At 67.7% G+C, this 24802-nt stretch carries 30 protein-coding genes, 3 tRNA genes and 1 pseudogene; 18 read left to right on the forward strand and 16 right to left on the reverse strand.

Annotated elements, in window-relative coordinates; translation table 11 throughout:
- The 3 genes from AB0J64_RS41340 (at position 1) to AB0J64_RS41350 (ending at position 1784) form a co-directional block, all read left to right on the forward strand.
- Entirely contained in the window at positions 1–375 is a 375-nt protein-coding gene (locus tag AB0J64_RS41340; RefSeq protein WP_364040331.1) for a VOC family protein, read from the forward strand.
- 58 nt (positions 376–433) lie between these two features.
- Positions 434–1333, forward strand: coding sequence for an RNA polymerase sigma-70 factor (locus AB0J64_RS41345; protein ID WP_364040334.1), 900 nt, complete (start codon positions 434–436; stop codon positions 1331–1333).
- Positions 1334–1427: 94 nt separating this feature from the next.
- Complete coding sequence (locus tag AB0J64_RS41350; protein ID WP_364040337.1) at positions 1428–1784, forward strand: DoxX family protein; 357 nt, start codon at positions 1428–1430, stop codon at positions 1782–1784.
- 17 nt (positions 1785–1801) lie between these two features.
- Here AB0J64_RS41350 and AB0J64_RS41355 read toward each other — a convergent pair whose 3' ends face one another.
- Entirely contained in the window at positions 1802–2575 is a 774-nt protein-coding gene (locus AB0J64_RS41355) for an aldolase/citrate lyase family protein (RefSeq protein ID WP_364040340.1), read from the reverse strand.
- A 124-nt stretch (positions 2576–2699) separates the two neighbouring features.
- On the opposite strand from AB0J64_RS41355, the gene AB0J64_RS41360 reads away from it, so the two are divergent.
- From AB0J64_RS41360 to AB0J64_RS41370, 3 genes are all read left to right on the forward strand, one after another.
- Entirely contained in the window at positions 2700–3902 is a 1203-nt protein-coding gene (locus AB0J64_RS41360; RefSeq protein ID WP_364040343.1) for a four-carbon acid sugar kinase family protein, read from the forward strand.
- Between the two features lie 302 nt (positions 3903–4204).
- Positions 4205–5209 carry a 4-hydroxythreonine-4-phosphate dehydrogenase PdxA gene (pdxA, locus tag AB0J64_RS41365; protein ID WP_364040346.1) on the forward strand — a complete coding sequence of 335 codons (1005 nt, stop codon included), beginning with the start codon at positions 4205–4207 and terminating at the stop codon, positions 5207–5209.
- 16 nt (positions 5210–5225) lie between these two features.
- Positions 5226–5996: a DeoR/GlpR family DNA-binding transcription regulator gene (locus AB0J64_RS41370; RefSeq protein WP_364040349.1), complete on the forward strand. Its 771-nt coding sequence runs from the start codon at positions 5226–5228 to the stop codon at positions 5994–5996.
- A gap of 157 nt (positions 5997–6153) precedes the next feature.
- Here the strand turns inward: AB0J64_RS41370 and AB0J64_RS41375 are convergent, their stop codons facing one another.
- From AB0J64_RS41375 to AB0J64_RS41385, 3 genes are all read right to left on the reverse strand, one after another.
- Positions 6154–6705: an HAD domain-containing protein gene (locus AB0J64_RS41375; protein ID WP_364040352.1), complete on the reverse strand. Its 552-nt coding sequence runs from the start codon at positions 6703–6705 to the stop codon at positions 6154–6156.
- A 154-nt stretch (positions 6706–6859) separates the two neighbouring features.
- Positions 6860–7495, reverse strand: a complete 636-nt coding sequence (locus AB0J64_RS41380) for a transcriptional regulator (RefSeq protein WP_364040355.1) — start codon at positions 7493–7495, stop codon at positions 6860–6862.
- Positions 7492–7887: a DNA-binding protein gene (locus AB0J64_RS41385; RefSeq protein ID WP_364040358.1), complete on the reverse strand. Its 396-nt coding sequence runs from the start codon at positions 7885–7887 to the stop codon at positions 7492–7494. Before AB0J64_RS41385 ends, AB0J64_RS41380 begins: the two co-directional genes overlap by 4 nt.
- A gap of 60 nt (positions 7888–7947) precedes the next feature.
- Between AB0J64_RS41385 and AB0J64_RS41390 the strand changes: the two genes are divergently transcribed.
- From AB0J64_RS41390 to AB0J64_RS41405, 4 genes are all read left to right on the forward strand, one after another.
- A complete protein-coding gene (locus AB0J64_RS41390) occupies positions 7948–9159 on the forward strand; it encodes a PEP/pyruvate-binding domain-containing protein (protein ID WP_364040361.1) in 1212 nt (403 codons plus the stop codon).
- 51 nt (positions 9160–9210) lie between these two features.
- Complete coding sequence (locus tag AB0J64_RS41395) at positions 9211–9804, forward strand: histidine phosphatase family protein (RefSeq protein ID WP_364040364.1); 594 nt, start codon at positions 9211–9213, stop codon at positions 9802–9804.
- Between the two features lie 160 nt (positions 9805–9964).
- A complete protein-coding gene (locus AB0J64_RS41400) occupies positions 9965–10399 on the forward strand; it encodes a MarR family winged helix-turn-helix transcriptional regulator (protein WP_364040367.1) in 435 nt (144 codons plus the stop codon).
- Positions 10396–10740, forward strand: coding sequence for a nuclear transport factor 2 family protein (locus AB0J64_RS41405; protein ID WP_364040370.1), 345 nt, complete (start codon positions 10396–10398; stop codon positions 10738–10740). The genes AB0J64_RS41400 and AB0J64_RS41405 overlap by 4 nt, the downstream gene beginning before the upstream one ends.
- A gap of 169 nt (positions 10741–10909) precedes the next feature.
- Here the strand turns inward: AB0J64_RS41405 and AB0J64_RS41410 are convergent, their stop codons facing one another.
- Positions 10910–11356, reverse strand: coding sequence for a hypothetical protein (locus tag AB0J64_RS41410; RefSeq protein ID WP_364040373.1), 447 nt, complete (start codon positions 11354–11356; stop codon positions 10910–10912).
- Between the two features lie 1154 nt (positions 11357–12510).
- Here AB0J64_RS41410 and AB0J64_RS41415 point away from each other — a divergent pair.
- On the forward strand, positions 12511–12726 hold the full coding sequence (locus tag AB0J64_RS41415) for a hypothetical protein (protein ID WP_364040376.1): 216 nt from the start codon (positions 12511–12513) through the stop codon (positions 12724–12726).
- A gap of 32 nt (positions 12727–12758) precedes the next feature.
- Here the strand turns inward: AB0J64_RS41415 and AB0J64_RS41420 are convergent, their stop codons facing one another.
- Positions 12759–13301, reverse strand: a complete 543-nt coding sequence (locus tag AB0J64_RS41420; RefSeq protein WP_364040379.1) for an IS3 family transposase — start codon at positions 13299–13301, stop codon at positions 12759–12761.
- 73 nt (positions 13302–13374) lie between these two features.
- Here AB0J64_RS41420 and AB0J64_RS41425 point away from each other — a divergent pair, with 73 nt between their 5' ends.
- The 5 genes from AB0J64_RS41425 (at position 13375) to AB0J64_RS41445 (ending at position 18008) form a co-directional block, all read left to right on the forward strand.
- Complete coding sequence (locus AB0J64_RS41425) at positions 13375–14274, forward strand: AraC family transcriptional regulator (protein ID WP_364040382.1); 900 nt, start codon at positions 13375–13377, stop codon at positions 14272–14274.
- 74 nt (positions 14275–14348) lie between these two features.
- On the forward strand, positions 14349–15203 hold the full coding sequence (locus AB0J64_RS41430; RefSeq protein WP_364040385.1) for an NAD(P)H-binding protein: 855 nt from the start codon (positions 14349–14351) through the stop codon (positions 15201–15203).
- Between the two features lie 46 nt (positions 15204–15249).
- Positions 15250–15588, forward strand: a complete 339-nt coding sequence (locus AB0J64_RS41435) for a hypothetical protein (protein ID WP_364040388.1) — start codon at positions 15250–15252, stop codon at positions 15586–15588.
- 47 nt (positions 15589–15635) lie between these two features.
- Positions 15636–16469 carry an alpha/beta hydrolase gene (locus AB0J64_RS41440; protein WP_364040391.1) on the forward strand — a complete coding sequence of 278 codons (834 nt, stop codon included), beginning with the start codon at positions 15636–15638 and terminating at the stop codon, positions 16467–16469.
- A gap of 681 nt (positions 16470–17150) precedes the next feature.
- Positions 17151–18008: a DUF1963 domain-containing protein gene (locus tag AB0J64_RS41445; RefSeq protein ID WP_364040394.1), complete on the forward strand. Its 858-nt coding sequence runs from the start codon at positions 17151–17153 to the stop codon at positions 18006–18008.
- 395 nt (positions 18009–18403) lie between these two features.
- Here AB0J64_RS41445 and AB0J64_RS41450 read toward each other — a convergent pair whose 3' ends face one another.
- Positions 18404–18790, reverse strand: a complete 387-nt coding sequence (locus tag AB0J64_RS41450; RefSeq protein WP_364040396.1) for an ATP-binding protein — start codon at positions 18788–18790, stop codon at positions 18404–18406.
- A 73-nt stretch (positions 18791–18863) separates the two neighbouring features.
- Positions 18864–19124, reverse strand: a pseudogene (locus AB0J64_RS41455) (ATP-binding protein); the annotation flags it as partial.
- On the opposite strand from AB0J64_RS41455, the gene AB0J64_RS41460 reads away from it, so the two are divergent.
- A complete protein-coding gene (locus tag AB0J64_RS41460; protein ID WP_364040418.1) occupies positions 19068–19241 on the forward strand; it encodes a hypothetical protein in 174 nt (57 codons plus the stop codon). The pseudogene AB0J64_RS41455 and the gene AB0J64_RS41460 overlap by 57 nt on opposite strands.
- A gap of 43 nt (positions 19242–19284) precedes the next feature.
- Here the strand turns inward: AB0J64_RS41460 and istA are convergent, their stop codons facing one another.
- Positions 19285–20865, reverse strand: coding sequence for an IS21 family transposase (gene istA, locus AB0J64_RS41465; RefSeq protein ID WP_364040415.1), 1581 nt, complete (start codon positions 20863–20865; stop codon positions 19285–19287).
- A gap of 167 nt (positions 20866–21032) precedes the next feature.
- On the opposite strand from istA, the gene AB0J64_RS41470 reads away from it, so the two are divergent.
- Positions 21033–21419 (forward strand): hypothetical protein, encoded by a 387-nt coding sequence (locus AB0J64_RS41470; protein WP_364040399.1) that lies wholly within the window; start codon positions 21033–21035, stop codon positions 21417–21419.
- Between the two features lie 132 nt (positions 21420–21551).
- Here AB0J64_RS41470 and AB0J64_RS41475 read toward each other — a convergent pair whose 3' ends face one another.
- From AB0J64_RS41475 to AB0J64_RS41505, 7 genes are all read right to left on the reverse strand, one after another.
- On the reverse strand, positions 21552–22187 hold the full coding sequence (locus tag AB0J64_RS41475) for a hypothetical protein (RefSeq protein ID WP_364040402.1): 636 nt from the start codon (positions 22185–22187) through the stop codon (positions 21552–21554).
- Positions 22184–22594 carry a hypothetical protein gene (locus tag AB0J64_RS41480; protein WP_364040404.1) on the reverse strand — a complete coding sequence of 137 codons (411 nt, stop codon included), beginning with the start codon at positions 22592–22594 and terminating at the stop codon, positions 22184–22186. Before AB0J64_RS41480 ends, AB0J64_RS41475 begins: the two co-directional genes overlap by 4 nt.
- 90 nt (positions 22595–22684) lie before the next feature.
- Complete coding sequence (locus AB0J64_RS41485; protein WP_364040407.1) at positions 22685–23527, reverse strand: helix-turn-helix transcriptional regulator; 843 nt, start codon at positions 23525–23527, stop codon at positions 22685–22687.
- A complete protein-coding gene (locus tag AB0J64_RS41490) occupies positions 23520–24047 on the reverse strand; it encodes a DUF6879 family protein (protein WP_364040410.1) in 528 nt (175 codons plus the stop codon). The genes AB0J64_RS41485 and AB0J64_RS41490 overlap by 8 nt, the downstream gene beginning before the upstream one ends.
- Positions 24048–24443: 396 nt before the next feature.
- Positions 24444–24518 (reverse strand) — tRNA-Val (locus AB0J64_RS41495).
- Between the two features lie 19 nt (positions 24519–24537).
- A tRNA-Gly gene (locus AB0J64_RS41500) sits at positions 24538–24609 on the reverse strand.
- 51 nt (positions 24610–24660) lie between these two features.
- Positions 24661–24731 (reverse strand) — tRNA-Cys (locus tag AB0J64_RS41505).
- Between the last annotated feature and the right edge of the window lie 71 nt (positions 24732–24802).

Below are 24802 nucleotides of genomic sequence, written 5' to 3' on the forward strand. Positions count from 1 at the left end.
ATGCACCGCAGCCGGATGTACGCCCTCCTCATCGACACCCCCGCGGCCGAGGCCGAGCAGGCGGCGACGTTCTGGGCGGGGGCGCTCGGGGCCACCGCGAGCCCGCTCACCGGATATGAGCAGTTCACCTCCCTGCACGGGGCCGTTCCCGGCCTCGACGTGGCCGTCCAGGCGGTGGACGACGCGCCCCGCTTCCACGTCGACATCGAGACGGACGACGTCGAGGCCGAGACCCGTCGGCTGGTGGCGCTCGGGGCGGCGGAGGTGTCGCGGTGGCAGGAGTGCCGCATCCTGCGGGCGCCCGGCGGGCACGTGCTCTGCGTGCTGCCCGCGGAGAGCGACCGGTTCGAGGCGGAGGCCAAGACCTGGCCCTGAGCCCCGGAGGTCAGCACGGGTTCAGGCCCGCTCGAGGTGGACAAGGTCGGAGGCGACGGTGGCGAACGTTCGGCCAGGCGGCGGGCCGCCGGCTCCCCTTCATGAGGCCGAGCGGACGTTCACCGAGCACCGCGCTCTGCTGAATGCCGTGGCCTACCGGGTGCTGGGCAGCGTCACCGAGGCCGAGGACGTGGTGCAGGACGCCTGGCTGCGCTGGAGCCGCGTGGACGTGGCCGCCGTCGCGGACGCCGAAGGCTATCTGGTGCGGGTCGTCATCCGGCTGGCGATCGACCGGCTGCGCAGCGCACGCGTACGGCGCGAGTCCTATGTCGGGCCGTGGCTGCCCGAGCCGATGCTCACGCGCCCGGATGTCGCCGAGGACGTGGTGCTCGCCGACTCGGTGTCGACGGCGATGCTGCTCGTGCTGGAGATCCTTTCGCCGATGGAGCGTGCGGTGTTCGTGCTGAGCGAGGCCTTCGGCTACAGCCACGCCGAGATAGCGCGGTTCGTCGGGCGTAGCCACGCGGCGGTGCGGCAGATCGCGCACCGCGCCAAGAAGGCGGTCGATGAACGGCGCCACCGCTACGACACCGACCAGGCGACCAGGCAGGAGGCCACCGAGCGGTTCCTGGCCGCCTGCCTCGGCGGCGACCTGAAGGCCCTGATCGAGGTGCTGGCACCGGACGTGACGATGCTGAGCGACGGCGGCGGCCTCACCGGCGCGCCCCGAAAGGCGATCCACGGACATGAGTACGTGGCCCGCGCGATCGTCGTTCTCTCCAAGCGCATGCCTGACGACTCGCACGCTCAGGTGCTCCAGGTCAACGGCGGCCCGGGGATCGTCGTCCGCTCGGGACCCACGCCGGTATTGGCGATCACTCTGCAGTCGCTGGACGGGGCGATCAAGACGGTGCACGTGGTCAGCAACCCGGAGAAGCTTGCCGGCGTGGCGCCATGACCTATGTCACATGAGCACGTTGTCACTCCCCGGGGCGCCGCCCCGTCCGTGAGGCGACCGATCAGCCGTCGTCCTCACGGAGAAGGAGACCTTCGTGTTCGCCGTCTACCTTGCAGTCACGCTCCTCGCCTCGGCGATCAACGGCCTGGCCGCCATCGCCAACCTCATCGGCCACGACTACCCCGGACGCCAGGCGGACAGCATGCGCGTGCCCCGGTCCTGGATGCTCCCGTTGGGCCTGCTGCTGGGGGCGGGCGCGCTGGGGCTGCTGGCCGGGTTCGCCGTGCCGGCGCTGGGCACGCTCGCCGCCGGTGGCCTGGTGCTGTACTTCATCGGGGCGTTCGCCGCCCACCTGCGGGCCCGCCAGTACCACTTCGGCCCCTGGGCGCTGTTCTTCTCCGCGGCGGTGGCCGCCCTGGCCGTGAACCTGGCCTATCACGGCCCCTGGTGATTCCGCGGGCGTCGTGATCAGGACCCTTGTTCGCCCCTCGCGGCCTTCAGGTGCGCGGCCGCGGCCTGCTCGAGATGGACGAGGTCGGAGGCGACGGTGGCGAACGTGAACCCCTCGGCCAGCCGCCGGGCCGCCAGTTCGCCGGACGGGTTGTGGATCCCGGCCGCGATCCCGGCGTCCCTGGCGGCCGTGCCGATCTTCACCAGCGCGGCCTCGAACACGTCGGCGACCTCGGGGTCGTTCGGGAACCTGCCGCCCACGGCCAGGCACAGGTCGGACGGGCCCACGTACACGCCGTCGAGGCCCGGCGTGGCGCAGATCGCCTCGATGTCCGCCAGCCCGTCCGGCGTCTCGATCATGGCCAGGACCAGCACGCTCTCGTCGGCCTCCGCGGGGGTGGGGCCGATCCTCAGCATGGAGCGCATGGGGCCGTACGAGCGGCGGCCCTCGGCGGGATAGCGGGCGGCGGACACGGCGCGGGCCGCGTCCTCGGCGCTGTCCACCAGTGGCACGATCACGCCGCCCGCGCCGAAGTCGAGCGCCCGGCCGATGGCCGCCGGCGCGCCGGACTCGACGCGCACCAGGCCGACCGAGCGGCCGCCCGCGTCGATCGCCATGAGGTTGGACAGCAGCCCCGCGTTGCCGATCAGCCCGTGCTGGGCGTCCAGCGCGACGTAGTCGTACCCCAGCCTGGCCAGGCGCTCGGTGGCGACCGGGGCGTCGAGCACCACCCAGTAGCCGACGCACTGTTCGCGATTGCGGATCTTCCTGGCCAGCTCGGCCGCGGTCATGCGTGATCGATCTCCTCTTGAGAGGGTGTGCGACACGTTCGCGTTACTTGCTGGCAACTGTGGCATATGCTGCGTGATTCGTGCAATACTCGCCGCGTGATCTGCGCAATCAATGGTGAGCGGCGTGTTCGTCCTGGCGGATGACCTCACCGGCGCGGCGGAGACGGCGGCGGCCCTCATGTCGCCCGCCCGTCCCGCGCGCATCGCGCTGTCCGGCCCGGCGCCGGCGGCTCCCGCCGTGGTCGCCGACCTCGACAGCCGCCACCACCCGAGGGCATTCGACCTGGTACGGGAGGCGCTCCGGCAGGCGGGCGACCGGCAGGTCTTCGTCAAGGTCGACTCGCTGCTGCGGGGCAACGTGGCCGCCACGGTCTCCGCCTGCCTCGACGCCCCGGTCGTCCTCGCCCCGGCCCTGCCGTCCGCCGGTCGCACCGTCGTGGACGGAGTGCCGTACATCCAAGGGGTTCCCCTGCGCGAAACGCGCGCCTGGCGCGCAGAACGCCGCCCCGCACCCGCCTCCGTGGCCGAGGCGCTGGGCGACGTCCCATGGGTCCACGTGCCCGTGGGCGCCGACCTGTCGGGGGTCGTGGCGGCCGGGCGGGTGGCCGTGTGCGACGCGGAGACGGACGCCGACCTGGACGCCATCGTGGCCGCCGCGCTCCGGGGCCCGGCCCGTACGCGCCTGGTGGGGGCGGGCGGCCTCGCCGCCGCCCTCGGCCGCGCGCTGGGCGGGCGGCCCGGTCGTTGTGAGGTGCCGCGTGGGGACGGACGGCTGCTGGCGGTGGTGGGCACGGCGGAGCCGGCGGCGGCCGAGCAGGTCGGATTGCTGATCGAACACGGTTTCAGGAACGTCGCGCTCGACGGTGCCACGGGAGCCGCGCTCACCCCCGCGGCGAGACGCGTACGAGATGCCCTGGCGGCAGGACCGGCCGTCCTGACCGTGCGAGGACCGGCCCCCTCCACCCTCACCCGCACGCTCGGCGAGCTCGTGCGCGAGGCGCTCGGCGGAGTCCCGGCCGATCTGGTCCTGACCGGTGGGGAGACGGCCAGGCGGGTCCTGGACGCGCTGGGTGTACGTGAGCTGATCCCCGTGGACCAGGTCCACCACGGCGCCGTTCACAGCCGCACTCCTGAGGGCCACTCGGTGGTCACCAGGCCGGGCAGCTTCGGGGACGTCGACAGCCTCCTCCGCATAGCAGCCCATCTCGACCCGCACCTCCTCCACCCGAAATCGAAAGGGTATGAACCGTTGCCGGCGCTCGCTACGTGTACCTGTGGTTGCCCGACGAACTGTTATTGGTTTTCTGGGCCGATCGACCGCGACTGAAGGTAATCAGATGGTAATGTTCAGTAACAGCCGGGTGCCTGACTGGCGCCCGGTCCCCGCCCCCATTGGTGTTCGCACCAACGGGACAGCGTCCGGCGGGGCGGTGGCCCAAGAGCCGCACTCCCTCCAGGAATGCAGAGTCAGGCCCCGACAACGCGGCTCTCACCCACGGTCCGCCCGGCTCGCCGGACGGACGCGGCATCGGCTTCCACCAGATCGCATCCTGGCCTCGGCCGGCAAGCGACGAGGCCACGCTGATGTCCGTTTTACTCATGTAAACACAGAGAGCTGAAGACGCTGATATGAGCAGCAGTACCCCTCTCATCGCCCTCACCATGGGGGACGGCGCCGGCGTGGGCCCGGAGGTGATCGTCGGCGCGCTCCTCGCCCCCGGGACCGCCACGTTCTGCCGCCCGGTGGTCATCGGCGACGCCGCGCGCCTGCGCAAGGCCGCCGGTTTCCTCGGCGTGCGACCTGAGGTGGTCACCGTGTCCGAGGTGGGGGACGCGGAGTTCCGGAAGGGGCGCATCAACGTCATGGACCCCGGCCTGCTCCCCGACGACCTGCCGTGGGGCGCGGTGTCGCCGGTCGCGGGCCACGCGGCCTACGAGTACGTACGGCTGGCCGGCGAGCTGGCGATGTCCGGCGACGTACAGGCGATCTGCACGGCCCCGCTGAACAAGGAGGCCCTGCACGCGGCCGGGCACGTCTACCCCGGCCACACCGAGCTGCTCGCCCACCTCACGGGGACCGAGGAGGTGTCGATGATGCTCTCCACCCCCAAGGTCAAGGTCATCCACGTCACCACCCACGTCGGCCTGATCGACGCGGTCGCCCGGATCGAGCCGGGGCTGGTGGAGCGGACGATCCGGCGGGGCGAGGCGGCCATGCGCGGCTCCGGCGTCGCCCGCCCCAAGATCGGCGTCTGCGGCATCAACCCGCACGCGGGGGAGAACGGCCTGTTCGGGTACGGCGAGGAGGAGGAGAAGATCGTCCCCGCGGTCGAGCGCCTCAAGGCCGAGGGCATGGACGTCCATGGCCCGCTGCCCGCCGACACGGCGTTCTTCCTGGCGGGCCGCGGCGACTACGACCTGATCGTCGCGATGTACCACGACCAGGGTCACGGCCCGGTGAAGATCCTGGGGCTGGAGGCGGGCGTCAACATCACGGTCGGCCTGCCGGTGATCAGGACCTCCGTGGACCACGGCACCGCGTTCGACATCGCGGGGAAGGGCGTGGCGGACGCCGGTAGCATGATGGAGGCCCTCCGCCAGGCGGCAGAGCTGTCGTCCGCGCAGGGCGTGTGAGGGAGAGGGACCGTCGATGGGCCGCGCAGCACAGGCTCGCCGGGACGAGATCGTCCGCCTGGCCACCACCACGGGCCTGGCCAGCGTCGAGGAGCTGTCGGCCCAGCTGGGCGTGACGGCCTCCACCATCCGCCGCGATCTGGCCCACCTCAAGGCCGCGGGTCTGCTGGCCCGCACGTACGGCGGCGCCATGGCCGTGGTCACCCACCCGGAGGCCTCGCTCAGACAGCGCGTGGGCGAGGCCTTCGAGGCGAAGCGGGCCATCGCGGCCTGGGCCGCCACCCAGATCCGCCCCGGCGAGACGATCCTCCTGGACGCCGGCTCGACCACGGGCGCCCTGGCCCACGAGCTGAGACAGGCCGTGGACCTGACGGTTGCCACGACGGGCCTGAACGCCCTCCAGGAACTGGCCGGGGCGACGGGCGTCCACGTCGAATGCCTGGGCGGCACACTGCGCCACGTGAGCCAGGGCTTCATCGGCCCGCTCACGGAGGCGGCGCTGAGCAGGATGACGTTCGACCGCGTGTTCCTGGGCGCCGACGGGGTGACGGCGGAGGACGGCATCTGCGAGGCGAGCCTGCAGCAGACCCACTTGAAGGAGCTGATGATGGCCCGCTCCCGCCACGTCTACCTGCTGGTCCACGCCGCGAAACTGGGCCGCCGCCCCTTCCACGCCTGGGCCCGCATGCCCGAGACCTGGACCCTGGTAACGGACGCCACCGCCACCCCTGAGTCCTTGGCCCCCTTCAGGGCGATGGGCGTGCAAACCATCCTCGCCACCCCGTAGGCGGGCCAGAATCCACCCACCCCTTGCCCTACTGGGTGGTCATGCGACCGACACCCGCTCCGGCTCGGGCGCTTTCCCAAGACGCTTTCGCCAGCCCTCAGACATCCACACAGGTGAACTCAGTGACCGGCGACGACTTGGGCACCTTCACGTCGCATCATGCGACGACGGGGTTCCCGTGCATCCTCTGTAGCCATTCAGCCAGGGCGGCGTAGTCGGCGTCGCCGAGACCTCGACGGGCGTCGACACGATGGAGTAGGGCATGTCCTCGATGGTGTGCGGATACCCAGACTCGATCGACGTCGGTGATCTCATCGTCGACCCAGGCGAATGAGCGTCCCGCTGCCCAGCCGACGAGAGCACGGGTCTTCCAGTGCATCCCGTGCCGCTCGTCCTCTTCATCGACGTCGGACGGCTCCGGCCAGACCACCACTGGCAACGGCGGCAGGCCGAGCCGTGGTGCGATGCACTCGTTGGCATCGTTCATCCATGTCGTGGCCCAGACCAGATCGCACGGCAGTGCCGTCAATCGGGGCCCGTGCGCGGGATCGACCCTGGCCAGAAGCGGATTCGAGGCGGTTCCTCGTGGTTCGTGACTCGTCTGATAGGTCGGGTGCCCGTCCGGGCACTGCTCCGGTGCGGCGCCGAAGGGAATGAGTGGTCCGTCGACATCGAGGAAGAGCAGCGGGCGCTGGGCAGGACCGGTCACGGCTGCACGATAGCGGCTAGCACATAGGAAAGCGGCAAGGTGACCGAACACAGCCGCCGCCAGCCAGACCGGCTCGCCGAACTGACGACCATTGACAGGCAAGCTCGACAGCCCGCTGCTATGAGGGAAGATCCGATCGCGTCAGCGCCAATGGTCAGGGTTCCGTGCGCCGGTCGATGCCGAGCGTGGCGATGAGGTCCTCGTGCAGCTCGAACCAGACCCGATGGCAGGAGTCGACGTCGGTACGGTCGACCCAGGCGCCCTCCCCGTCCTGTACGCGCGCCAGAGCCGCGGCGAACCGCGTGTCGTATCCGCGGAACCGGGTGAGGACGCTCGCGAGCCGGCCTGCGAGTGGCGTGAGCGCGTGGCCGACGCCGGCGAGCTCGTAGAGGATCCTGGCGTCCCAGGCGGGGTCGGAGTGGTCGTTGGTGGCGAGCCGATCGCCGCCGGTGGGCCGGAGCTGCCAGTCGGTGCAGGCCCGTTGCAGGACGGCGTTCAGCGGGAGGAACTCGCGGTAGACGTCACGGACCTCCTCTGCACCGCCGACGAGGGCAAGCTCGGCCGCGAGCCGGCGCTCGTTCTCGGCTCGGCCCGATTCGGTCAACGACCAGCCTCCGCTGCCGGCGAAGGACGTGTACTGGACCCAGCCGCGCGCCTCGGCGTCGTACAGCGCCTCTTTCGTCTCGGCCGGGTCGAGCCCGTACCGATCGGCGAGCACAGGGGTGTCCACGAACCCGGTGATGCGTACGGCGTGCAAGGCCAGGAGGTCGAGTGCGGAGTCCCGCGTCACGAGTCGGCCTCCTGTCGTGCCGTGAGGCGGTTGAAGTGCTGCTGGCACGCCTGCGGCGAGTTGAACCCCATCGCCTGCGCCATCTGCGCCCAGGTCAGCCCCGCGCTGCGGGCCATGAACAGCAGGCCGGACTCGAGCCCTTCGACCTCGGCGCGGGCGGCGGGCAGGAGGGCGAGCGCGCTCAGGACATCCTCTGAACCCAGGTCGGCGTGGCGCCAGACGGCGAACTGCACGAGGTCGACCGCCGACGGTGGGACGGGCGGGGGCCGCCAGGGGCGGGCGTCGAGCGCATCCGCGCCTCGGCTCAGCAGACGCTCGCGCGCCTGCCGCTCACGGTGAGCCTGGTCATGTTCAGCGTGCGCTGCGTGTGAGATCTCCTGCTTGCGTGGCATGTCACTCATGATGCAGAATCAACAGAACGTTGTCAATAAAATGTTGAAAGGCAGGGGCACGTGATCGTAGCCTTGGCGGAGGCCGTCCCCGACACCTGCGGGGGCAAGGCCGGCGCACTCGGCGCGTTGCTCCGCGCGGGGCTGCCGGTGCCCGACGGTTTCGTCCTCCCGTTCGCCGTGTACGCCGCCGCCGTTCGCGACCTGGACCTCGGCGGGCCGGACGATCCTGACGCGGCGCGGCGGGCGATCGAGGCCCGCCCGGTCCACGCCGCCGTGGTCGACGCGCTGGGACGCGCGCTCGACGAGCTCGGCGATCCGCCCGTGGCGGTGAGATCGTCGGCCGCGAACGAGGACACCGGTCAGGCGTCGGCGGCCGGTCAGCACGAGAGCTTCCTCGCGGTACGCGGAGTCGGCGAGGTCGCCGATGCCGTACGCGCCTGCTGGGCCTCGCTGTTCACGCCCCGCGCCGTCGACTACCACGGCGCCTCCGGCCACGACGATCTCGCGATGGCCGTCATCGTCCAGCGCCATCTGGATGCCGAGGTGTCCGGGGTGATGTTCACGCCCGCGGACCCGGACGACCCGACTGAGATCGAGGCGTCCTGGGGTCTCGGCCCCAGCGTCGTCGGGGGCACGGTCACCCCTGACGCCTACCGCGTCGCCGAGGACGGGTCGGTCACCCGCACCATCGCCGACAAACGGATCCGCCTTGACCGGCGCGGCACGCAGCTCGTCGCTCGCGACGTGCCCGCCCCCGCGCGGGACCAGCCGGCGATCGACGACGCGACCGCCGTACAGCTCGCCAGGCTGGGCAAGGAGATCGCCGCCGCATTCGGCGGAGCGCAGGACATCGAGTGGTCGATCGTCGACGGCCACGTCTGGATCCTGCAGGCCCGGCCGGTCACCGCCGCGCCCCCACCGCCTTCCGCCACCGCGCACGGCGCGGCCGGCGCGCTCACCGGGACACCGGGCAGCCGCGGGACCGTGACCGGCACCGCGAGGATCGTCCGCGGTCCCGGCGACTTCGCGCGCGTGCGTCCGGGCGACATCCTCGTCTGCCCCTTCACCGACCCCGCCTGGACGCCGCTGCTGCGCATCGCCGCCGGCGTCGTCACCGAGATCGGAGGCGTGCTCTCCCACGCCGCGATCGTCGCCCGCGAGCACGGCATCCCCGCGGTCCTCGGCGTCCCGAACGCGACCGCCAGGCTCCGCGACGACACCGTCATCACCGTCGACGGTGCCGCAGGCACCGTCACGGCGGCGAACGCGTAACCGATCACACCCCTGGAAGGAGATGGGACGGCGCCTCGTCCCTCATCACTCATGGCAACTCGATACCTCTACCTCGCACGCCATGGCGCGGCCGACGCGTTCGGGAACCTCACCGACGTCGGGCACCGGCAGTCGAGCCTGCTGGGCGAACGGCTCGCCGGCGGGCGCGTCGACGCCGTGTGGCACTCCCCGCTGCCACGCGCCGTCGCAAGCGCGCGCGAACTCGCCCGGCAGCTGCCGAACGTGCCCGTGGCCGAGGCCGCCGAACTCGTCGACCACGTGCCCTACGTTCCCGGCGCGGCGGAAACGCCCCCGTCCTGGCTCGGCTTCTTCGACGGCTACGACCCCGCCGAGGCCGCCGCGGGCCACAAGCAGGCCGAGGAGCTGGTCGCCCGGTTCGCGAACGTCCCCGACGCCGACAGCCATGAGGTGCTGGTGACGCACGCCTACCCGATCGCGTGGCTCCTGCGGCACGCGCTCGACGCGCCGCCCGCCCGGTGGCTCGGGCTGAACAGCGCCAACACCGCGCTGACGGTCATCGAGTACCGCGACGGCCTGCCGCCCACGGTCGTGATGTTCAACGACATGAGCCACCTCCCGGCCGACCTGCGCTGGACCGGCTTCCCCGAAAGCAGGAGGCCGTGAGGTAGGTCGCCGTCACCGTCGCTTCGGAGGCCTGCGGTAGGTGGCGACCTTGTCGCCCAACCCTGGCTGCTGTGCGACCAGAGCGGCCAGACCGTCGTGGCGGCAGCGGTAACGGCGATCTCTTGATTGTGTCAAGAGTTGAAGATATAAAGAGATGGTGGTGCGTGAGGAGACCCCTGAGGACGCGTTCTTCCGCGAGCTCGGCGGCGCCTGCGCCGAGCTGCGGCAGGCATTCGCCAGGCATGTGGGTATGAGCCCCCACCGGGTACAGCTCCTCATCCGTCTGTGGCGCGACGGCGAGACCAGCCACAGCGACCTGCGCCGGACGCTGGGCATCGACGGTGCGAGCGTCACCCGGCTGGTGAAGGAGTTCGAGGCCGAAGGGCTGGTCGGCCGGCGTCTGGACCCGGCGGACAACCGCTACACCCTGGCCGCGCTGACCACCGCGGGCGAGCGGGCCGCGGCCGATCTGGAGCGATCGCACCAGGTGTACCAGGAGCGGCTGCTGCACGGCGTCGCCCCGGAGCAGCGGGAGATCGTGCTGAGTGTGCTACGCCGTGTCCGCGCGAACATCATCGAACAGGAGAGGCCATGATCGAGGACTTGCGGGCCGCTGCCCGGCGCATGTACGACGCGTTCAACACCCACGACCACGCGGCCGCGGCGGAGATCTTCACGGCGGACTTCTACAGCCACCCCATGGACACGACCGGGCCGGAAAGCGTCACCCGGTCGTGGCAGCGGTTCCACGAAACGTTCCCTGAGGCCCGAGTCGTGGTCGAGGACATGATCGTCGAGGGGGACACGGTCGCCGTCCGTACGAGTGTGCACGGCATTCCCGATACGCAGCCGCCGACCATGCTGGAGATGTTCCGGGTGCGCGACGGGCGTATCGCTGAGCTGTGGGGGCTGTCGTCGCTGCGACGCGACTCTTAGGGCCAGGCCGCTGCCGGCATGCCCAGGAGCTCGGGGCCTGTTCGTTGGTACGTCACCCTTGCCCAAGGCGTACGTGACATTGGAGACGTACGCGGGCACCAGCCCGCGCGGTCATGAAGACGGCCCCACCGCACGGTCTGACACTGTTGGCAAACTGATCAAAGACTGGCTATGAAGGAATTGGCCTACTCTCCGCGCCGACATCGGACCTCACCTCGGCTGTGACGCCACGGCTTCGCAGCCGGGTCTTCAGAAACTCCATCTCCGCCAGAGTCCCGACCAAGCCGGTGTCAGTGAGCTCGTCGGCCAGTTCACGAGCCCGGGGGAGCGACACCTGCGAGACCTCCCGCACAACCTTCATAACCGAGACCAGGCTCGACACCTGACCCACCACACACAGTCGGCTCGGCCCATGCTTTGCCAGCAGGGCGTTGCGGACGTCCTCCGGCGCCTGACCTGGGCCCGAGTGCTCACACCCGCCATCACCGCAGGACGCGCAGGAGAACTCGGCATCCCACCACAGTTGGTTGCGGTGGATGAACTGGTTCACCTGGCGGACCAAGGTGCCCCCGCAACCATCACAACGCGATTCGATCTTTGCCGTCTGCTCTGTCATCCGGACACCAACGCTCCCGTCGCCGCTCCGAGCCGGCGGGCTCGGTGCAGCCAAGATAGTCGTTCACGTCACACCACATAGATCGCTGACGGCGCCTCAGTCTGTGGCGAGGGCCGGTTGTGCCGAGCCTTGGCGGCATGCCCGTCAGCCGAGAGACGGCATCACCAGTGATAGGCGCGGCCAGCCGTGTTCCCGCTCGGCGGCTCTGACCAGCCGCGCCAGCGTGTTCCGCGTGCCAGCGTGCCCCAGGAGGACAAGGCAGACCAAGGTCAAGACTCAGCGCAGGAACCGCGCTAAGAGCGACGCTGCGACGCTCTTCCCGACGCCTGAGGTAGCAGCCTAGCTATCGGCCAGAACAGCCCCCGGGCTTTCGGGCTGGGGACTGTTCGTCGGCACGCATCCCGCATCCCGGAGACTGGTACGTGAACTGGCAGACGTACGCGGCCATCGGCAGGACGCGAGAGCCCTGCACGGGTGTAGTGCTCCTGGTCGGGGCGACGGGACGCAAGCGATGTACCGTACGATCAGTTGATCTTCTATTCGTCCTAGCGCGCGTTCCCATCGAAATACGAAAAGGGGTCACCTCGTGGGTGTTACAGCAACCTTCCGAAGTGTCACTGAACAGCAGATCGCCCGCGCCAGGCAAGACGCGTCGTACGCCGCGCAGCTTCTATCCGAGGTTCCAGAGGGTGACGAGACCCCGCTCGACTCGAAGCTGAGCGTCCAGCTGTCAGCGATCGTCTAATTGAGCCGGGCAACGATCACGGAATTGAGCCACTGAAGACGCTGACCCGTTTGGAGCCGATGCCCAATATCTTCCGTTGTGACGGTATTCCTGTGAGTTCGGCACTGTGCTTGGGGCTTCGATTGCCTCGGCTTGATCAGGAGAGATGAAAAGGCAAACCGTTGCCGTGCGGCCGACGAAGGAGGTCGTGCGGCGCCGATCGCCCCAGCCCTGTCGGGAGCTGTGCCATCGCAGGGCGATCGCCGGGCGGTGCTTCGCGTGTCGAACAGGGCGATGCGGGATGAATTGCTAGGCTATTGGTCGATGGCCGACAACATGACCCGCCGGCTGACCGGCACGGCCACCTCGACCTGGCGCGACCCCGTCCCGGCGCCGGCCTAGCGAGCGGGGGCGTCGATGCGGGAGTTCCTTGAGCGCCTGGCCGAGCGCCAAGCCGCCGCCCAGGCCGAAGCAGGCGCCGGACGGCCTGCGGGTCAAGGACATCTGCCGCCTGTTGAACACCGGAACCGATCACACCCACACCGAGAGCCTGCGCGCCAAGCTCAAACGCATGGTCGCCCGTGGCGTCCTCACCGAACCCGAACCCGGCTTATTCATACTGCCCAGACCGGGTCACGACGCATAGCAGCCGCTGCCCAAGTCAGACCGGACGGAGGCTCACAGAACGCCCTCTGAGGTGTTCGAGCCACGGTCGGTGTGGAACACGGCGCCGGGCTGGAGCAGGCCGGTGCCGGCGGCCATCAGGATCGCGTCCTTGACCAGCTCGGTGCGGTAGTGGTCGGCCATCGCCCAGCCCAGCACCGCCTTGCTGTGGCAGTCGATCACTGTGGCCAGGTAGAGGAAGCCCTCCCACGTGCGGATGTAGGTGACGTCGCCGACCAGCTTGGTGCCCGGCCGCTCGGCGGTGAAGTCGCGGCCGACCAGGTCGGGGATGCCACGGTAGTCACCCTGGATGGTGGTGGCCGGCCGAAACGCCCGCACCTGAGCCGGAACCAGGCCCTGCTCGCGCATCAGGGCGCGCACCAGCTCGGCCGAGCAATGCTCGCCACGGCGGGCCAGGGCGGCATGCACCCCCCGGTAGCCATAAGTCTCGTGCGAGCCGGCGAAGATCTCAGCGACCGACGCGGCCAGCAGGGCCCGGCGTTGCGCGGTGGCCGAGGCCGGCCGCTCACGCCACTCGTAGAAGCCCGAGCGCGACACGCCCTCAGCGCACTCGACGGTGACGGTTCCTGCCCCAGCCGCTTTCGGGGTGCTCGTGGATATTGTTCATCCCATGGACGTCATCGACGCCGTTGTCGGCAGCCTGCGCGTGGGAGACGCCTACGGGCGGCGGGTCGGCCAGCGTGGAGAGTGGGGCCTGCGTTTCTCTCGTTTCGACGGCGCCGGCTTTCATGTCGTGCTCGCCGGTACGGGTTGGGTCGCGGCCGGGGCCATGAATCCGATACCGATCGGTCCCGGCGACGTCGTACTGGTCCCGCATGGTGCCGGGCACGCTCTGACCCACACCCGGGGGTACGCCGCGCTACTCTCCGACGTGACGACGGTCGCCGACACCGATGATCAGCCGTACGACTTCGAGTTTCTGTGCGGCGCTTACCGGCTGAGCCAGACGCCGCCCCACCCGTTTCTCGGCCAGCTGCCGGATGTCGTCGTCGTCCATCCGCGCGGTGACGACGACCGGGCCGAGCTCGGGGCACTCGCGAGCGCCCTCGACCACGACGTCAGGCGGTCCCGGGGTGGCAGCAGGGTGAGCCGGGCAGCCCTGGTCGACCTGATGGTGGTGCACTTGCTCCGTCAGGTAGCGGTGGAGCAGCGGATGACTGCCTGGCCGGCTGCCGCCGATCCGTTTCTGAGCCCGGCGCTGCGCGCCATGCACGAGGCACCCCAGCGGGCCTGGACCGCCGAGCAGCTTGGCGCGGTCTGCAACCTGTCGCGTGAGGCGTTCAGCCGCCGGTTCGCGTCCATGGTCGGCGAGCCTCCGATGACCTATCTGCGACAGCTCCGGCTGGCCGCCGGCGCGCGTCTGCTGCGGCAGACCGAGGAGCCGCTGGACGCAATCGCCCGCAAGGTCGGCTATTCAACGGGATTCGCCTTCGCGCACGCCTTCCGCCGTGAGTACGGCATCGCTCCCGGCCGCTTCCGGTCGGAGCCTCAGGTGGTGTCCCGGCCCTGAGCGCATCACGATCGCGCATGGGCCGGGCACAGTTGATCATGGTGGCGTCGCCCGCCGGATGATTCAGTCATCTCATGACGATCGTCGTACTGGGCGCTACAGGCAAGCTGGGACGGCAGGTCCTTCGCCGGCTCTGGAACCGTGGCGCAGCCGGGTCGGAGATCATCGCCGCCGGCCGGGACCTGGCGAAACTCAGCGATCAGGATTCGCGGGCGGTGCGGGTCGACTATGACGATCCTGCTTCGCTGCGCGTGGCGTTGCGCGGCGCCGATCGGGCGCTGCTCATCTCGGGTACCGAGCCCGGCCGCCGGGTCACGCAGCACGCCGCGGCCATCGACGCGGCTCACCAGGCCGGCGTGGGACTGCTGGCGCTGACGAGCACGCCAAACGCGACCGGTGCGGCGATGAGCATGGCCGAGGACCACGCCGCCACCGAAGCATTGCTACGCGACTCCGGGATTCCGTTCGTGATCCTGCGCAATTCCATGTACCTGGACCTGTTCGTCGAGCAGACGGTTCCGGTAGCGGTGACCCGCGGCGTGATCGTCGGCGCCTCGGGCAAAGGCCGGATCAGTCCCGCGAGCCGAGACGATCTGGGCGACGCGGCAGCCGAGGTGCTGACCGGGGAGGGTCATGCCGGCGCTGTCTACGAGCTCGGAGGGCAACGCTCGTACACGATGGATGAGGTGGCGGCCGCCATCGCCGACCGTTTCGGCACGGCCGTCGAGTACCGCGACGTCTCCGCCGGGGAGTTCAAGGACGTGCTGCTCGGGCAGGGCGTGCCCGAGCGGATGGCCGAGCTCTTCGCCGACACCCAGCTCGGCATCGCCCGCGGCGAGATGTTCGTGGACACCGGCGATCTGTCGCGTCTCATCGGCCGTCCCACTCAGACGTTGGACGAAGCACTGGCAAAGGCGGACCTGCGGTGATCGTTCCCATGTGGCACAGGTATGCCGCGTTATGAAAGGAGATCGTATGACCAGCGCAGCGTGGACCCTCATGATTCCGGCGCAGCGAGTGCAAGAGTTTCGTGACCTTCTCGCGGACCTGAACGGCGATCTTTCCGGTCTCGCCGACCGGGCCCGGCACGCGGGGTACCACCGCGAGCGGATGTGGTTGCAGCCGAACTCCGACGGCAGCGCGCAGCTCATCGTCCATCTCGAGCTCGACGATGGCGTCGATCTGCCGACGCTTGCCCAACGGCTGCTCACCTACGAATCCGACTTCACCCGGTGGTGGTCACCCCGATTCAGTTCTTTCGGATTCAGTGCCACCGTCGGTGAATTGCTGCTCTCCTGGGACGCCGCCGCCTGAATCCAGGAATCGCTCGTACCGAACATCACATCTGACAGGAGTTGCTCATGTCGTATATCAAGGTCGGAACCGAGAACAGCACCGATGTCGAGCTGTACTACGAGGATCACGGTGAGGGCCAGCCGGTCGTGCTCATCCACGGTTACCCGCTCGACGGCCACTCCTGGGAGCGGCAGAGCGCGGCGCTGCTCAAGGCCGGCTACCGCGTCATCACCTACGACCGCCGCGGCTTCGGCCGGTCCAGCCAGCCCACCACCGGCTACGACTATGACACGTTCGCCGCCGACCTGAACACCGTGCTCGAGAGCCTCGACCTCAACGACGTGGTGCTCGTCGGGTTCAGCATGGGCACCGGCGAGGTCGGCCGCTACCTCGGCCGCTACGGCTCCGGCCGGGTCGCCAAGGCCGCCTTCCTGGCCTCGCTCGAGCCCTTCCTGCTGCAGACCGGCGACAACCCCACCGGGGTGCCGCAGGAGGTCTTCGACGGCATCACGGCTGCGGTCACCGCCGACCGGTACGCCTACTTCACCGACTTCTACACCAACTTCTACAACACCGACGAGACCCTGGGCAGCCGCCTGTCCGAGGAAGCGCTGCGCAACAGCTGGAACGTCGCCGCCGGAGCCTCCTGGTACGCCTCCAGCGCCGTCGTGCCGACCTGGCTCACCGACTTCCGCGGCGACCTGGCCGCCATCGACGTCCCGGCGCTGATCCTGCACGGCACCGGCGACCGGATCCTCCCGATCGACGCCACCGCCCGCGAGTTCCACAAGCGCGTCCCGCAGGCCGACTACGTCGAGATCGAGGGCGCCCCGCACGGCCTGCTCTGGACCCACGCCGCCGAGGTCAACCAGGCCCTGCTCACTTTCCTGAGCAAGTAGGACCACATCGGCACCGGGCTGTTGTCCGCTGCCAGCCGATCCAGGAGCGGCCTTCGAAGTGGTCGAGGCCGACGCCTGGCCTTGCCATCCATCCGAACGAGGAGATGAAATGCTTAAAAGATCACCGCTTAGGCGCCTGTCAGGCGTCCTGGCTGCCGTAGTAGTCCTCATGGGGACAATGGGAGTGATGAGCGCCCCCTCTCAAGCGGCATCGACCGGACCGTCAGTCGATCAGTCGGTCGAAGCGGCCGGAACAATTGCTGCTCACAACAGGTCACGTAACAACGGCCTGAACATGCGGTTCGCTTTGGGTGCCTCGAGAACCCCTTGGATCAGGGGAGGAACGACAGCACATATTGAAATCGGGGGCACTCAGCCTCAAACTGTCAGAATCGAGATTCAGCGAGCCTCGACTGGCCTGATCAAACACCTCGCGACCTTTGAGGCCCGGCCGGGCCGCCCGGGCTTCGGACATGTCACTCTGACGGGAACATGGGACTCGCCCACCGTAACGATCTGCGACACGACCGAACCGAACTGCCCCTAGCTAGTGCTGTTACCGGAAAGGTTCGCCGGTCGAGTCCGGCGTGGACGCCACCTCATCGGCCCGCCGTGTCAGTCAGGGCTGCAGCATCGCGGGGCGGATGCTGACCGCTCGATCATGTTCTTCGTCCTCAGGGGATGGATGAGACGACGCTGCGGGCGCCGTGGCCGGGTCTGTCGGGGGCATGTGATGGGATCGGGCGAATGGATCACCAGTCAGAAGCCGCCTACATTCGTTCGGTCTGCGTCGAGTTCCTCGGGGAGCACTTGGGATCTCAGTTGGCCGCGCTGGCCAGACCGGGATTTGGTCTCAGCCCGGCCGGCGAGTCCCGTCCGGCGGCGGGACGCAGCCGCCTGGGCGGCGCGGCCCTCCTGGACCCGGAAACGCCGTGGCCATACACCGATGAACTGCCACTCAGCCTGTACGCCGTGCTCGACACCGACGAACTCGCCCCGTGGCTCGGGGACGAGCTGCCCGTTCGGCCTGGACTGCTCAACTTCTTCCTCGATGATTTCGAGGACTGTCGGGTCATCCCTGCGGACCCGGCCAGTGCCGTTGAGCTCAGGTCGCCCGACGATCACGCCTTCGCAACCGTCCCGCTGCACGCCAAACCTGGCCTGTCGCTCCCCGACATGTGGTGGGGCGGAGCGCTGGAGGATCTCATCGAGGGCTTCGGGCTCGACCCGGGCCCCGACCTCACAAGCATCTGCGACCCAGAGGAGTCGGTGACCAGCCTGTTCGCCGGGGATGACTCCCCGGGCGGGTATTACCCGGGGGCGATCGATGTCGACCAAGCCTTCGGCTGGCCGCTGTGGATAGCGCCGGGCGACCCGCTCCCGGATCTGCGGGGGGAGTACACCCACCTTCTCCACCTCTCCAGCAACCTCGGCGAGTGGGAATTTCCCAAGGGAGGTTCGCTGAACTTCCTCATCCCCAGGCAGGCGCTTCGCGACGGCGACTACTCACAGGCATTCGTCGCGTTGGACGTTGGTTAGAGGAAACCCGATCGGTGGGGCGAGGGATTGGCCAAATCTCACAAGAACATGAATCCGCCTCACCAAGGTGGAGCCACTCCTCAATGGAAGCTGGGGCCACGACACGTCCGTAGGACCAACCGCACGTGCCGCAACGGTCCGGAGTGCTTATTCGCGCGAACGGTGAGGTGGTGTGACAGACAGAATCGCGCGGATGAGTGCTCCGGCTCGCGGGGGCTGGGGGCTGCGAAGCCCCCGCTTCGGGCACGTTCGGCGGGATCGTCCTGGTGCCGTGGGCCCCGACGTTCCACCCTGAATGGCCGCTGTGCCGTCTCACCGTGGGGCCGGATCGGACGGCAGAAGGGCGGTTCATCGGCCCGTCCCCGTTCAGGGCCTGGGAAGCGCTGGTGAGCGACTCAGGATCGGCTCTTGGCCCGGTTTGCCGTAGGCGTCTGGCCAGGGCGTTTGTTGGGGCGGTAGCTCGGGCCATCCATGAAGATGCGATAGCTGGTGTTGATCAACCGGTCCAAGAGGGACTCGCCGACCACCGGGTTGGGAAAGAGCTTGTACCACTCCTCCGGGGCCCGGTTGGAGGTGAGGATCATCGACTTGCCAGAGCGTTCGGAGACCAGTTCATAAAGGTCGTCGGCTTGGGCGGCGGTGAGTTCGCGCATGCCCCAGTCGTCCAGGATGAGCAGGGCGGGTTTGGTTAGCTCGGCTAGGCGTTTGCGCCAGGTCTGGTCGGCATGCCCGCCTGCCAGGTGAGCCAGCGCGCGGGAGGTTTTGATGAAGCGAACGTCCATGCCCTGGCGGATGAATGACGAGCTGGCCCAGAGACTGGGCGATGTGCGACTTTCCGACCCCGACCGGGCCATACAAGATCACGGACTCTCCGGCGTGCAACCAGCGCAGCGCCCCCAGGTCGCGTAGCTGAGCGGCGGGCAGCTTGGGTGAGGCGGCGAAGTCGAAGCCTTCCAAAGTGACCGGCTCGTCAAAGCGGGCGCGACGCTCGCGGCGCTCCATCGCGGCCGACTCCCGGCGGGAGATCTCGTCCTCGCACAAAACCTGCAGGAACTCGATATGTCCCAGGTCGCCGGCGCGGGCCTGGCTGAGCCGGGTATCAAGGGTGTCGAGCATGCCGCCGAGTCGCAGCGTGCGAAGGGCCTTGTCCAGCGCGCCAAGCTCGATGTGAGTGGCCATGATCCGTATCCTTTCGATGGTGAATTTTCGGCGCCCTTGAGTCCGCCACGATGAAGGTCAGGCTGGATTTGAGGGCGCCGTGTCCGCTCGCGGCGGGTCAGGAGACCGGGATGTCGAAGGCGTTCAGGGCGACCGCGTCGTGGTTGAACAGCTCTTGCGGGCCGCGCAGGAATGCGCCCGCGCCGCCGTCACCGGCATGGCGGGCGGCCTGATCGCCCTGATCGGTTTCGGCGGCCAAGATTCCCTTGATGGTGCGGTGGGAGGGGTCGCCCACGGCCAGCGCCTTGGCGCAGGCGGCTTCCAGCCGTTCGGGGTTGTGTTTGTCGGCCATCGCCAGAACCCCTTGAGCTGAGCGCAGGTGATAGAGCGCGTTGTCAGCCAGGAGTTCGTCGATCACCGCTAGGCAGGCCGATCCGATCTGCTCGGCCTGTTGGCGGCACCAAGCGGGGGTGCGCATGTGGAAGGCGATCTTCTCCGGCGGATAGTCGGCCAGATCGGTCTGCTTGCCGCGGGGCTTGCGCACGTGGGTTTTGACCAGGTCACCGTCGTAGAAGAACTGCACCAGGTTCACCGTCATCCGCACCGACAGGTGCTTGCCGACGTACTTCCACGGCACCGAATACAGCACCTTGTCCACGCTGCAGTGGATGTCGGGACCGACTTTCGCCCGAAACCATCGACACAGTTCGAAGGGATGGCGGGGCAGGGGCCGCAGGGCGGGCTGTTCGACGGAGTGAAAGACGGTCAACGGGGCGGCGCCCTCCAACGGCCGGCACTGGCGCTGCCCGGCGACCTGTTCGCACCAGCGCAGCGCCGCGGCCTCCATGTCCGCCACGGAGGCGAAGCTGTCTTCTCGTCCGCGCCAGAAGCTGTCCCGGATGTAGGGCATGGGCCGTTCGATCCGCGCCTTGTCGCGGGGCTTGCCGCTGCGGGCCGGGTCGATGAGGAGCTGGTAGTGCGCGCCGAGTTCGCCGTACGACTTGTTGATCTTCGGGTCGTAGAGGTCCGGGCGATCGACCCCGGTCTTCAAGTTGTCCGGGACGATGCGCGCGGGCACACCCTTGAAGAACTCGAACGCTTCCACGTGAGCTTGGCACCATGCGTGCTGGTCCATCGTGATGACCGGCTTGACGAACAGGTGACGGCTGGCACACAGCACCAGGGCGAACGCCCACACCTGGTGCTTACGGCCGGTGGCCGGATCGACCCACGCCCCCAATCGCCCGTAATCCACCTGGGCTTCTTGACCGGGCTGGACGGGTTCCAGCTGCAGCACCACCACCCGCGAACGGGAGACCTCCTCGGACACATTGGCGTGAACCCACCGTCTCATCGCGGAGATCGAGCATGTCAGGCCGCGTTCGTCACGCAGTCGCTGGTGGATGGTGGTGATCGTGACGCCGCGTTCGATCTGATCGGTGATGTAGCCGCGGTGTGGTTCGATCAGCGGCCAGGTCGTTCGCCGCAGCTTGGTGTCACGCAGGGCGGGAAACCACAGGTGGATCCACTCGGCCCATTCCGCCGCGCTAAGGGGATCATCGCTGGGCGTGATGCCCTCGGCGATCGCCGGAGCCAGGTACCTGGCCACGGTGTTGCGTGCCACACCCAAGCTGTTGGCGATCTCTCTGACGGAACGGCCGGCATGCCAATGCATCAGGATCTCTGCGATGTCGACCACGTGGAATGCCTTCCGCGCCATGATCGCCCCCTTCGGCGAGCCCTTGATGGACTACCAAAAGGATCATGGGCCGGACTGACCAAGTCCAGACGACACGCACACGTCGTGACCTGGCTCAATTAGGCGATCGAGGCTCCCCGGCCCGGCTCAAATCGACGAAGTTGATCATGCTCTTCTGGCTCAATACTGTGATCGCCGACATCCAGCGCCGCAGCTTCTATATCGAGCATTTTTCATTGGAGCTGTGGGATGGCTTGGTCGGGGACGCGCCGGTCAACGTGTTCCTAGGAGAGGACTATCTCGACCTGAACTGGGACGACGAGGATGACGACGACCTTGAAGAAGAAGACGATGAGGAGGATCGCGACCAGGCCATGGAGCTCGATTCGGGACTCATCTTCGAGCTGGCCGACTGGTTGCGGAGTGTTCAGTTCGAGGAGGTGTACGACGGACGAGACGACTACGGGTTCATTAAAGGGGACTTCGAGGATTTCCGCATGTTCATCCTCGCGGTCGCCGAACGAAACGAAGGCGTGATGTTCTACCTCGCGTAGCGCAAATCGCTAATGCTTGATCACTCCGGCCATTAAGGAAAGCTTCGGCCAGCCGTGTGTTCTGCGTGTGGTCGTCGCGTTTCTGGAGATGTCAACTCGGTTGTCAGTCATCCGCGAACGGATGGGCCCTGCCTATGCCGCCCATGACGCATCACCTTCCGTCACGGCCGGCTGCACGTCATATAGCCGCATCAGCAGCTCACGGGCCAGCGCATGATGTATGTCGTACTCATCCAACCTGAGGATGGCGTTGCGTTCGAACGGCACCACTGGCGGCAAGTAAGAAACAAACACATCCGCCCGCACCGCGAAGGGGGAGCAGTCGCCCACGGTGAAGACAGCGGCGTTGCGCCGTAGATGGGAACACCGTGAGATCGCTTCCGGGATGCACGCCGGGCACGTCGGTGGGGCGTTGGTGTAGCCGTCGCCATCACCGCCGTAGCCGGACGACAGCAGCCACCAGATCCGGCCCGTCTCTCGATCTACAGCCGACCGCGCGCACACCTGGCACAGCCGCTTGTCCATGCAGCGCCACTGCCGCAGCGTGTTGACCGTCTTGAAGTCGGGTCGGCCCGTGCGGCTCTGGCTCTGCCGCAGAAGGAGGACACCGTTGCGGAAGTCGTCCCGTTGGGGCACGGTGTAGCTCAGTCGCAACCCGCCATGGCGCGGTACCCACGTCAGCGGAGGGTTCTGAGCCTCTCCTGTCCACCCGATCACGTACGGACAGCGGAACCCTCGCTCGCTTGCCGTTGCCGTGGCCGTGGTCATGCCGACGCTCCGGCGTTCTGTGCGGCCAGCAGGCCGACGCGGTCTGGGTGGTCGCTCGGCACCATCTCGATTCGGTCGTGCCGAGTCTCGTAGTCCGGGCCGATGCGCGCCAACTCGACGGCGTAGCTACCGGAGCGAGGGCCGATGGTGACCGTGGCGATTCTCCATCCGGCGTTCGCGTAGATGATGAGCTGGAGAGGGTGCCAAAGGGTCTCGCCGGTGGAGTAGAGCTTGATCGCGCATCGGTCGGCAATCCGCTTGATCAGCCGGGGCGCTTCATGGATACCTGCGGCCGTCAGATGCTCCAGAACCCGGTCAAGAGCCGCGTTCTGCGCTGCCGCTTCCTCCTCCGGTATCGGCTGGCATTGCAGGTCGTCAGCCGATGATGTTCTGTGTGTGCGAGCCATGTCTCGACGCTAAGAGCAACAGCGAGCACTAACAAGGAAGTTGCTCGGAATTGCTCGAATGAGTCCATCTATGGAAGCCGGACGGGAACCTCAAGCACCTTCGGCGCGAGCCTCCATGGATTTGGTGATGATCTGCCGTGCATGTTGTCCGTACTGGGCCACCTTGGTGAACCAATCGAAGAGGCGCACATACTGCGCTACTTCCTCGGGAAGCGTCAGTGTCAGCTCTGCGGCCACCGTCTCAACGTGAACTGCGCGCTCGTCGAAGATCCAGAACCCGTGCTGGGGTGCGAAGGGTAGCTGGGCGTTCAGTGGCACGATGCCGAGCCGGACTCGCGGCATGAGCGACACGGCTATAAGTCGCTCCAATTGATCCAGCATGATGTCGGGGGGAGCCATGCCAAGACGGAGAGCGGCTTCCAAGATGACGAAGTGGAAGGACTTGTCTCGCGCGTAGAGGATCTCCTGACGGCGCATCCGGGTGGCTAGGCCGTCTTCGAGGTCGTTCGGGATGCTGTGGAAGGCGATCACCTGGGAGAGGCGAAGCCGTGCGTATTCGCTGGTCTGGAGGAGGCCAGGAATCAATACCGCCTCGAACACTCGGAAGTGTTTGGTTTCCGCTTCCATCTCAGCCCAGGACTTCTGCCGGGTTGCTGTGCCAAGCCTGAGTTGCCGCCGCCATTCGCCGTAGAGAGTCTCCATGGCACGGAGTGAGGCGATGAGGGAGGTCACCTTTTCGGGCCGACCAGTCGCATCGCACCAGGCCCGAATGTCGTCCTCTGACGGGGTCTGCTTGCCGCCTTCGATCTTAGAAATTTTGGATGCCTGCCAGCCGAAGCGGGCGGCAAGCTGCCGCCCGGTCAGCCGGGCATCCAGTCGTAGTTCTTTGAGCTCTTGCCCCATTGCAAGGCGGGCTCGGGCTATGTCACGCACCGGGGTTCACGAACTCCTCAAGGGGAACCGCGTTGCGCCATGCAACGTCACGCCACTTGCGGTGCCTCGCGATGATCTTCGGATCCGTGATGATCTCTGCGCCATGGAGAACATTTTCCTCGTCCAGGTGAAGCAGAGCGAGGCGCTGGTCGTCGAACAACCACCAGTCGGAATAGGGGAGGCCGAGTCGTTCGGCCTCCGTGCGGTCGAGGTAGTGGATCTGGTCGCCAGCCGGGATGCTGTGGCGAGCCACGGACATGCTGAACCGTGTGTAGTCGGAGAATGGGCGTGACACCACCCGAACGCGCCGGACGGTTCGGCCCTGTCTAGCGTGGTGCCGCATGAGGTCCAGCCATCCGCTCATCCAAGCGAGGTCGTCGGGCTCTCCAGCGAGGAAGCGGCGAAGCGGCTCCTCCTCATCCTTGGCCAGGTGGTACCGCTCGCGCGTTTCGAGGCGGAATGCAGCCGCCTCGAACGAGGTGAACAGTTCCTCGAAGTCGTCACCAGATACCAGAGTCATCCGGTCACCTTAGGAACTTGAACAACTCCCTGGGAACCTCGACGAACGCTTCACCATCGAGGATGTCTCGCGCGTCGGCCAGGGTGGTGGGATGCATGACTTGGAGACCTTGGACCACGATGGTCCCCCGATCTGTCTCGTGCAGAGTCGGACATCCGCCCTGGTTGGACGTGCTGCCCATGAACCGTAGCCGCATGGGCTGACCGTCCGAGCTAGTTGCTAGGGATTTCTCGTCCATAACCTGGATGTTCATCGTTGTGCCGACCGACGTCAAGAGCTTTGCCCCAATGCCGCTCCCAGGGTCAGCACAACGTCAGCACCGGTGCTGACAACAACCATGATCAACGCGGAACAACAAGAAGCCCCAGGCTTATGACCTGGGGCTCTCTTTCAGCATGGTGGACGATACTGGGATTGAACCAGTGACCTCTTCCGTGTCAGGGAAGCGCTCTCCCGCTGAGCTAATCGTCCGTATTGAGTTAGAACTCAGAGCGGAAGACGGGATTCGAACCCGCGACCCTCACCTTGGCAAGGTGATGCTCTACCACTGAGCCACTTCCGCGTGGTGCTGCGTTTACTTTAGCGGATCCCGAGGGGTCCGCCGGCCAGGCCGAGGTGGAGACGGGATTTGAACCCGTGTAGACGGCTTTGCAGGCCGCTGCCTCGCCTCTCGGCCACTCCACCAGGAGTCTTGCTCCGAGCGGAAGACGGGATTCGAACCCGCGACCCTCACCTTGGCAAGGTGATGCTCTACC

Source organism: Nonomuraea sp. NPDC049695 (assembly GCF_040674955.1).
Classification (GTDB): domain Bacteria; phylum Actinomycetota; class Actinomycetes; order Streptosporangiales; family Streptosporangiaceae; genus Nonomuraea; species Nonomuraea helvata.

Bases quoted from the DNA above. Each gene is read 5' to 3' on its own strand.
- AB0J64_RS41475 (WP_364040402.1), bottom strand. From the start codon at position 22,187: ATGACCACGGCCACGGCAACGGCAAGCGAGCGAGGGTTCCGCTGTCCG.
- AB0J64_RS41385 (WP_364040358.1), bottom strand. From the start codon at position 7,887: ATGCCACGCAAGCAGGAGATCTCACACGCAGCGCACGCTGAACATGAC.
- AB0J64_RS41370 (WP_364040349.1), top strand. From the start codon at position 5,226: ATGGGCCGCGCAGCACAGGCTCGCCGGGACGAGATCGTCCGCCTGGCC.
- AB0J64_RS41430 (WP_364040385.1), top strand. From the start codon at position 14,349: ATGACGATCGTCGTACTGGGCGCTACAGGCAAGCTGGGACGGCAGGTC.
- AB0J64_RS41460 (WP_364040418.1), top strand. From the start codon at position 19,068: ATGTCCCAGGTCGCCGGCGCGGGCCTGGCTGAGCCGGGTATCAAGGGT.
- AB0J64_RS41410 (WP_364040373.1), bottom strand. From the start codon at position 11,356: ATGACAGAGCAGACGGCAAAGATCGAATCGCGTTGTGATGGTTGCGGG.
- pdxA (WP_364040346.1), top strand. From the start codon at position 4,205: ATGAGCAGCAGTACCCCTCTCATCGCCCTCACCATGGGGGACGGCGCC.
- AB0J64_RS41425 (WP_364040382.1), top strand. From the start codon at position 13,375: ATGGACGTCATCGACGCCGTTGTCGGCAGCCTGCGCGTGGGAGACGCC.
- AB0J64_RS41490 (WP_364040410.1), bottom strand. From the start codon at position 24,047: ATGACTCTGGTATCTGGTGACGACTTCGAGGAACTGTTCACCTCGTTC.
- AB0J64_RS41395 (WP_364040364.1), top strand. From the start codon at position 9,211: ATGGCAACTCGATACCTCTACCTCGCACGCCATGGCGCGGCCGACGCG.
- AB0J64_RS41480 (WP_364040404.1), bottom strand. From the start codon at position 22,594: ATGGCTCGCACACACAGAACATCATCGGCTGACGACCTGCAATGCCAG.
- AB0J64_RS41445 (WP_364040394.1), top strand. From the start codon at position 17,151: ATGGATGAGACGACGCTGCGGGCGCCGTGGCCGGGTCTGTCGGGGGCA.
- AB0J64_RS41355 (WP_364040340.1), bottom strand. From the start codon at position 2,575: ATGACCGCGGCCGAGCTGGCCAGGAAGATCCGCAATCGCGAACAGTGC.
- AB0J64_RS41405 (WP_364040370.1), top strand. From the start codon at position 10,396: ATGATCGAGGACTTGCGGGCCGCTGCCCGGCGCATGTACGACGCGTTC.
- AB0J64_RS41450 (WP_364040396.1), bottom strand. From the start codon at position 18,790: ATGGACGTTCGCTTCATCAAAACCTCCCGCGCGCTGGCTCACCTGGCA.
- AB0J64_RS41340 (WP_364040331.1), top strand. From the start codon at position 1: ATGCACCGCAGCCGGATGTACGCCCTCCTCATCGACACCCCCGCGGCC.
- AB0J64_RS41440 (WP_364040391.1), top strand. From the start codon at position 15,636: ATGTCGTATATCAAGGTCGGAACCGAGAACAGCACCGATGTCGAGCTG.
- AB0J64_RS41470 (WP_364040399.1), top strand. From the start codon at position 21,033: ATGCTCTTCTGGCTCAATACTGTGATCGCCGACATCCAGCGCCGCAGC.
- AB0J64_RS41435 (WP_364040388.1), top strand. From the start codon at position 15,250: ATGACCAGCGCAGCGTGGACCCTCATGATTCCGGCGCAGCGAGTGCAA.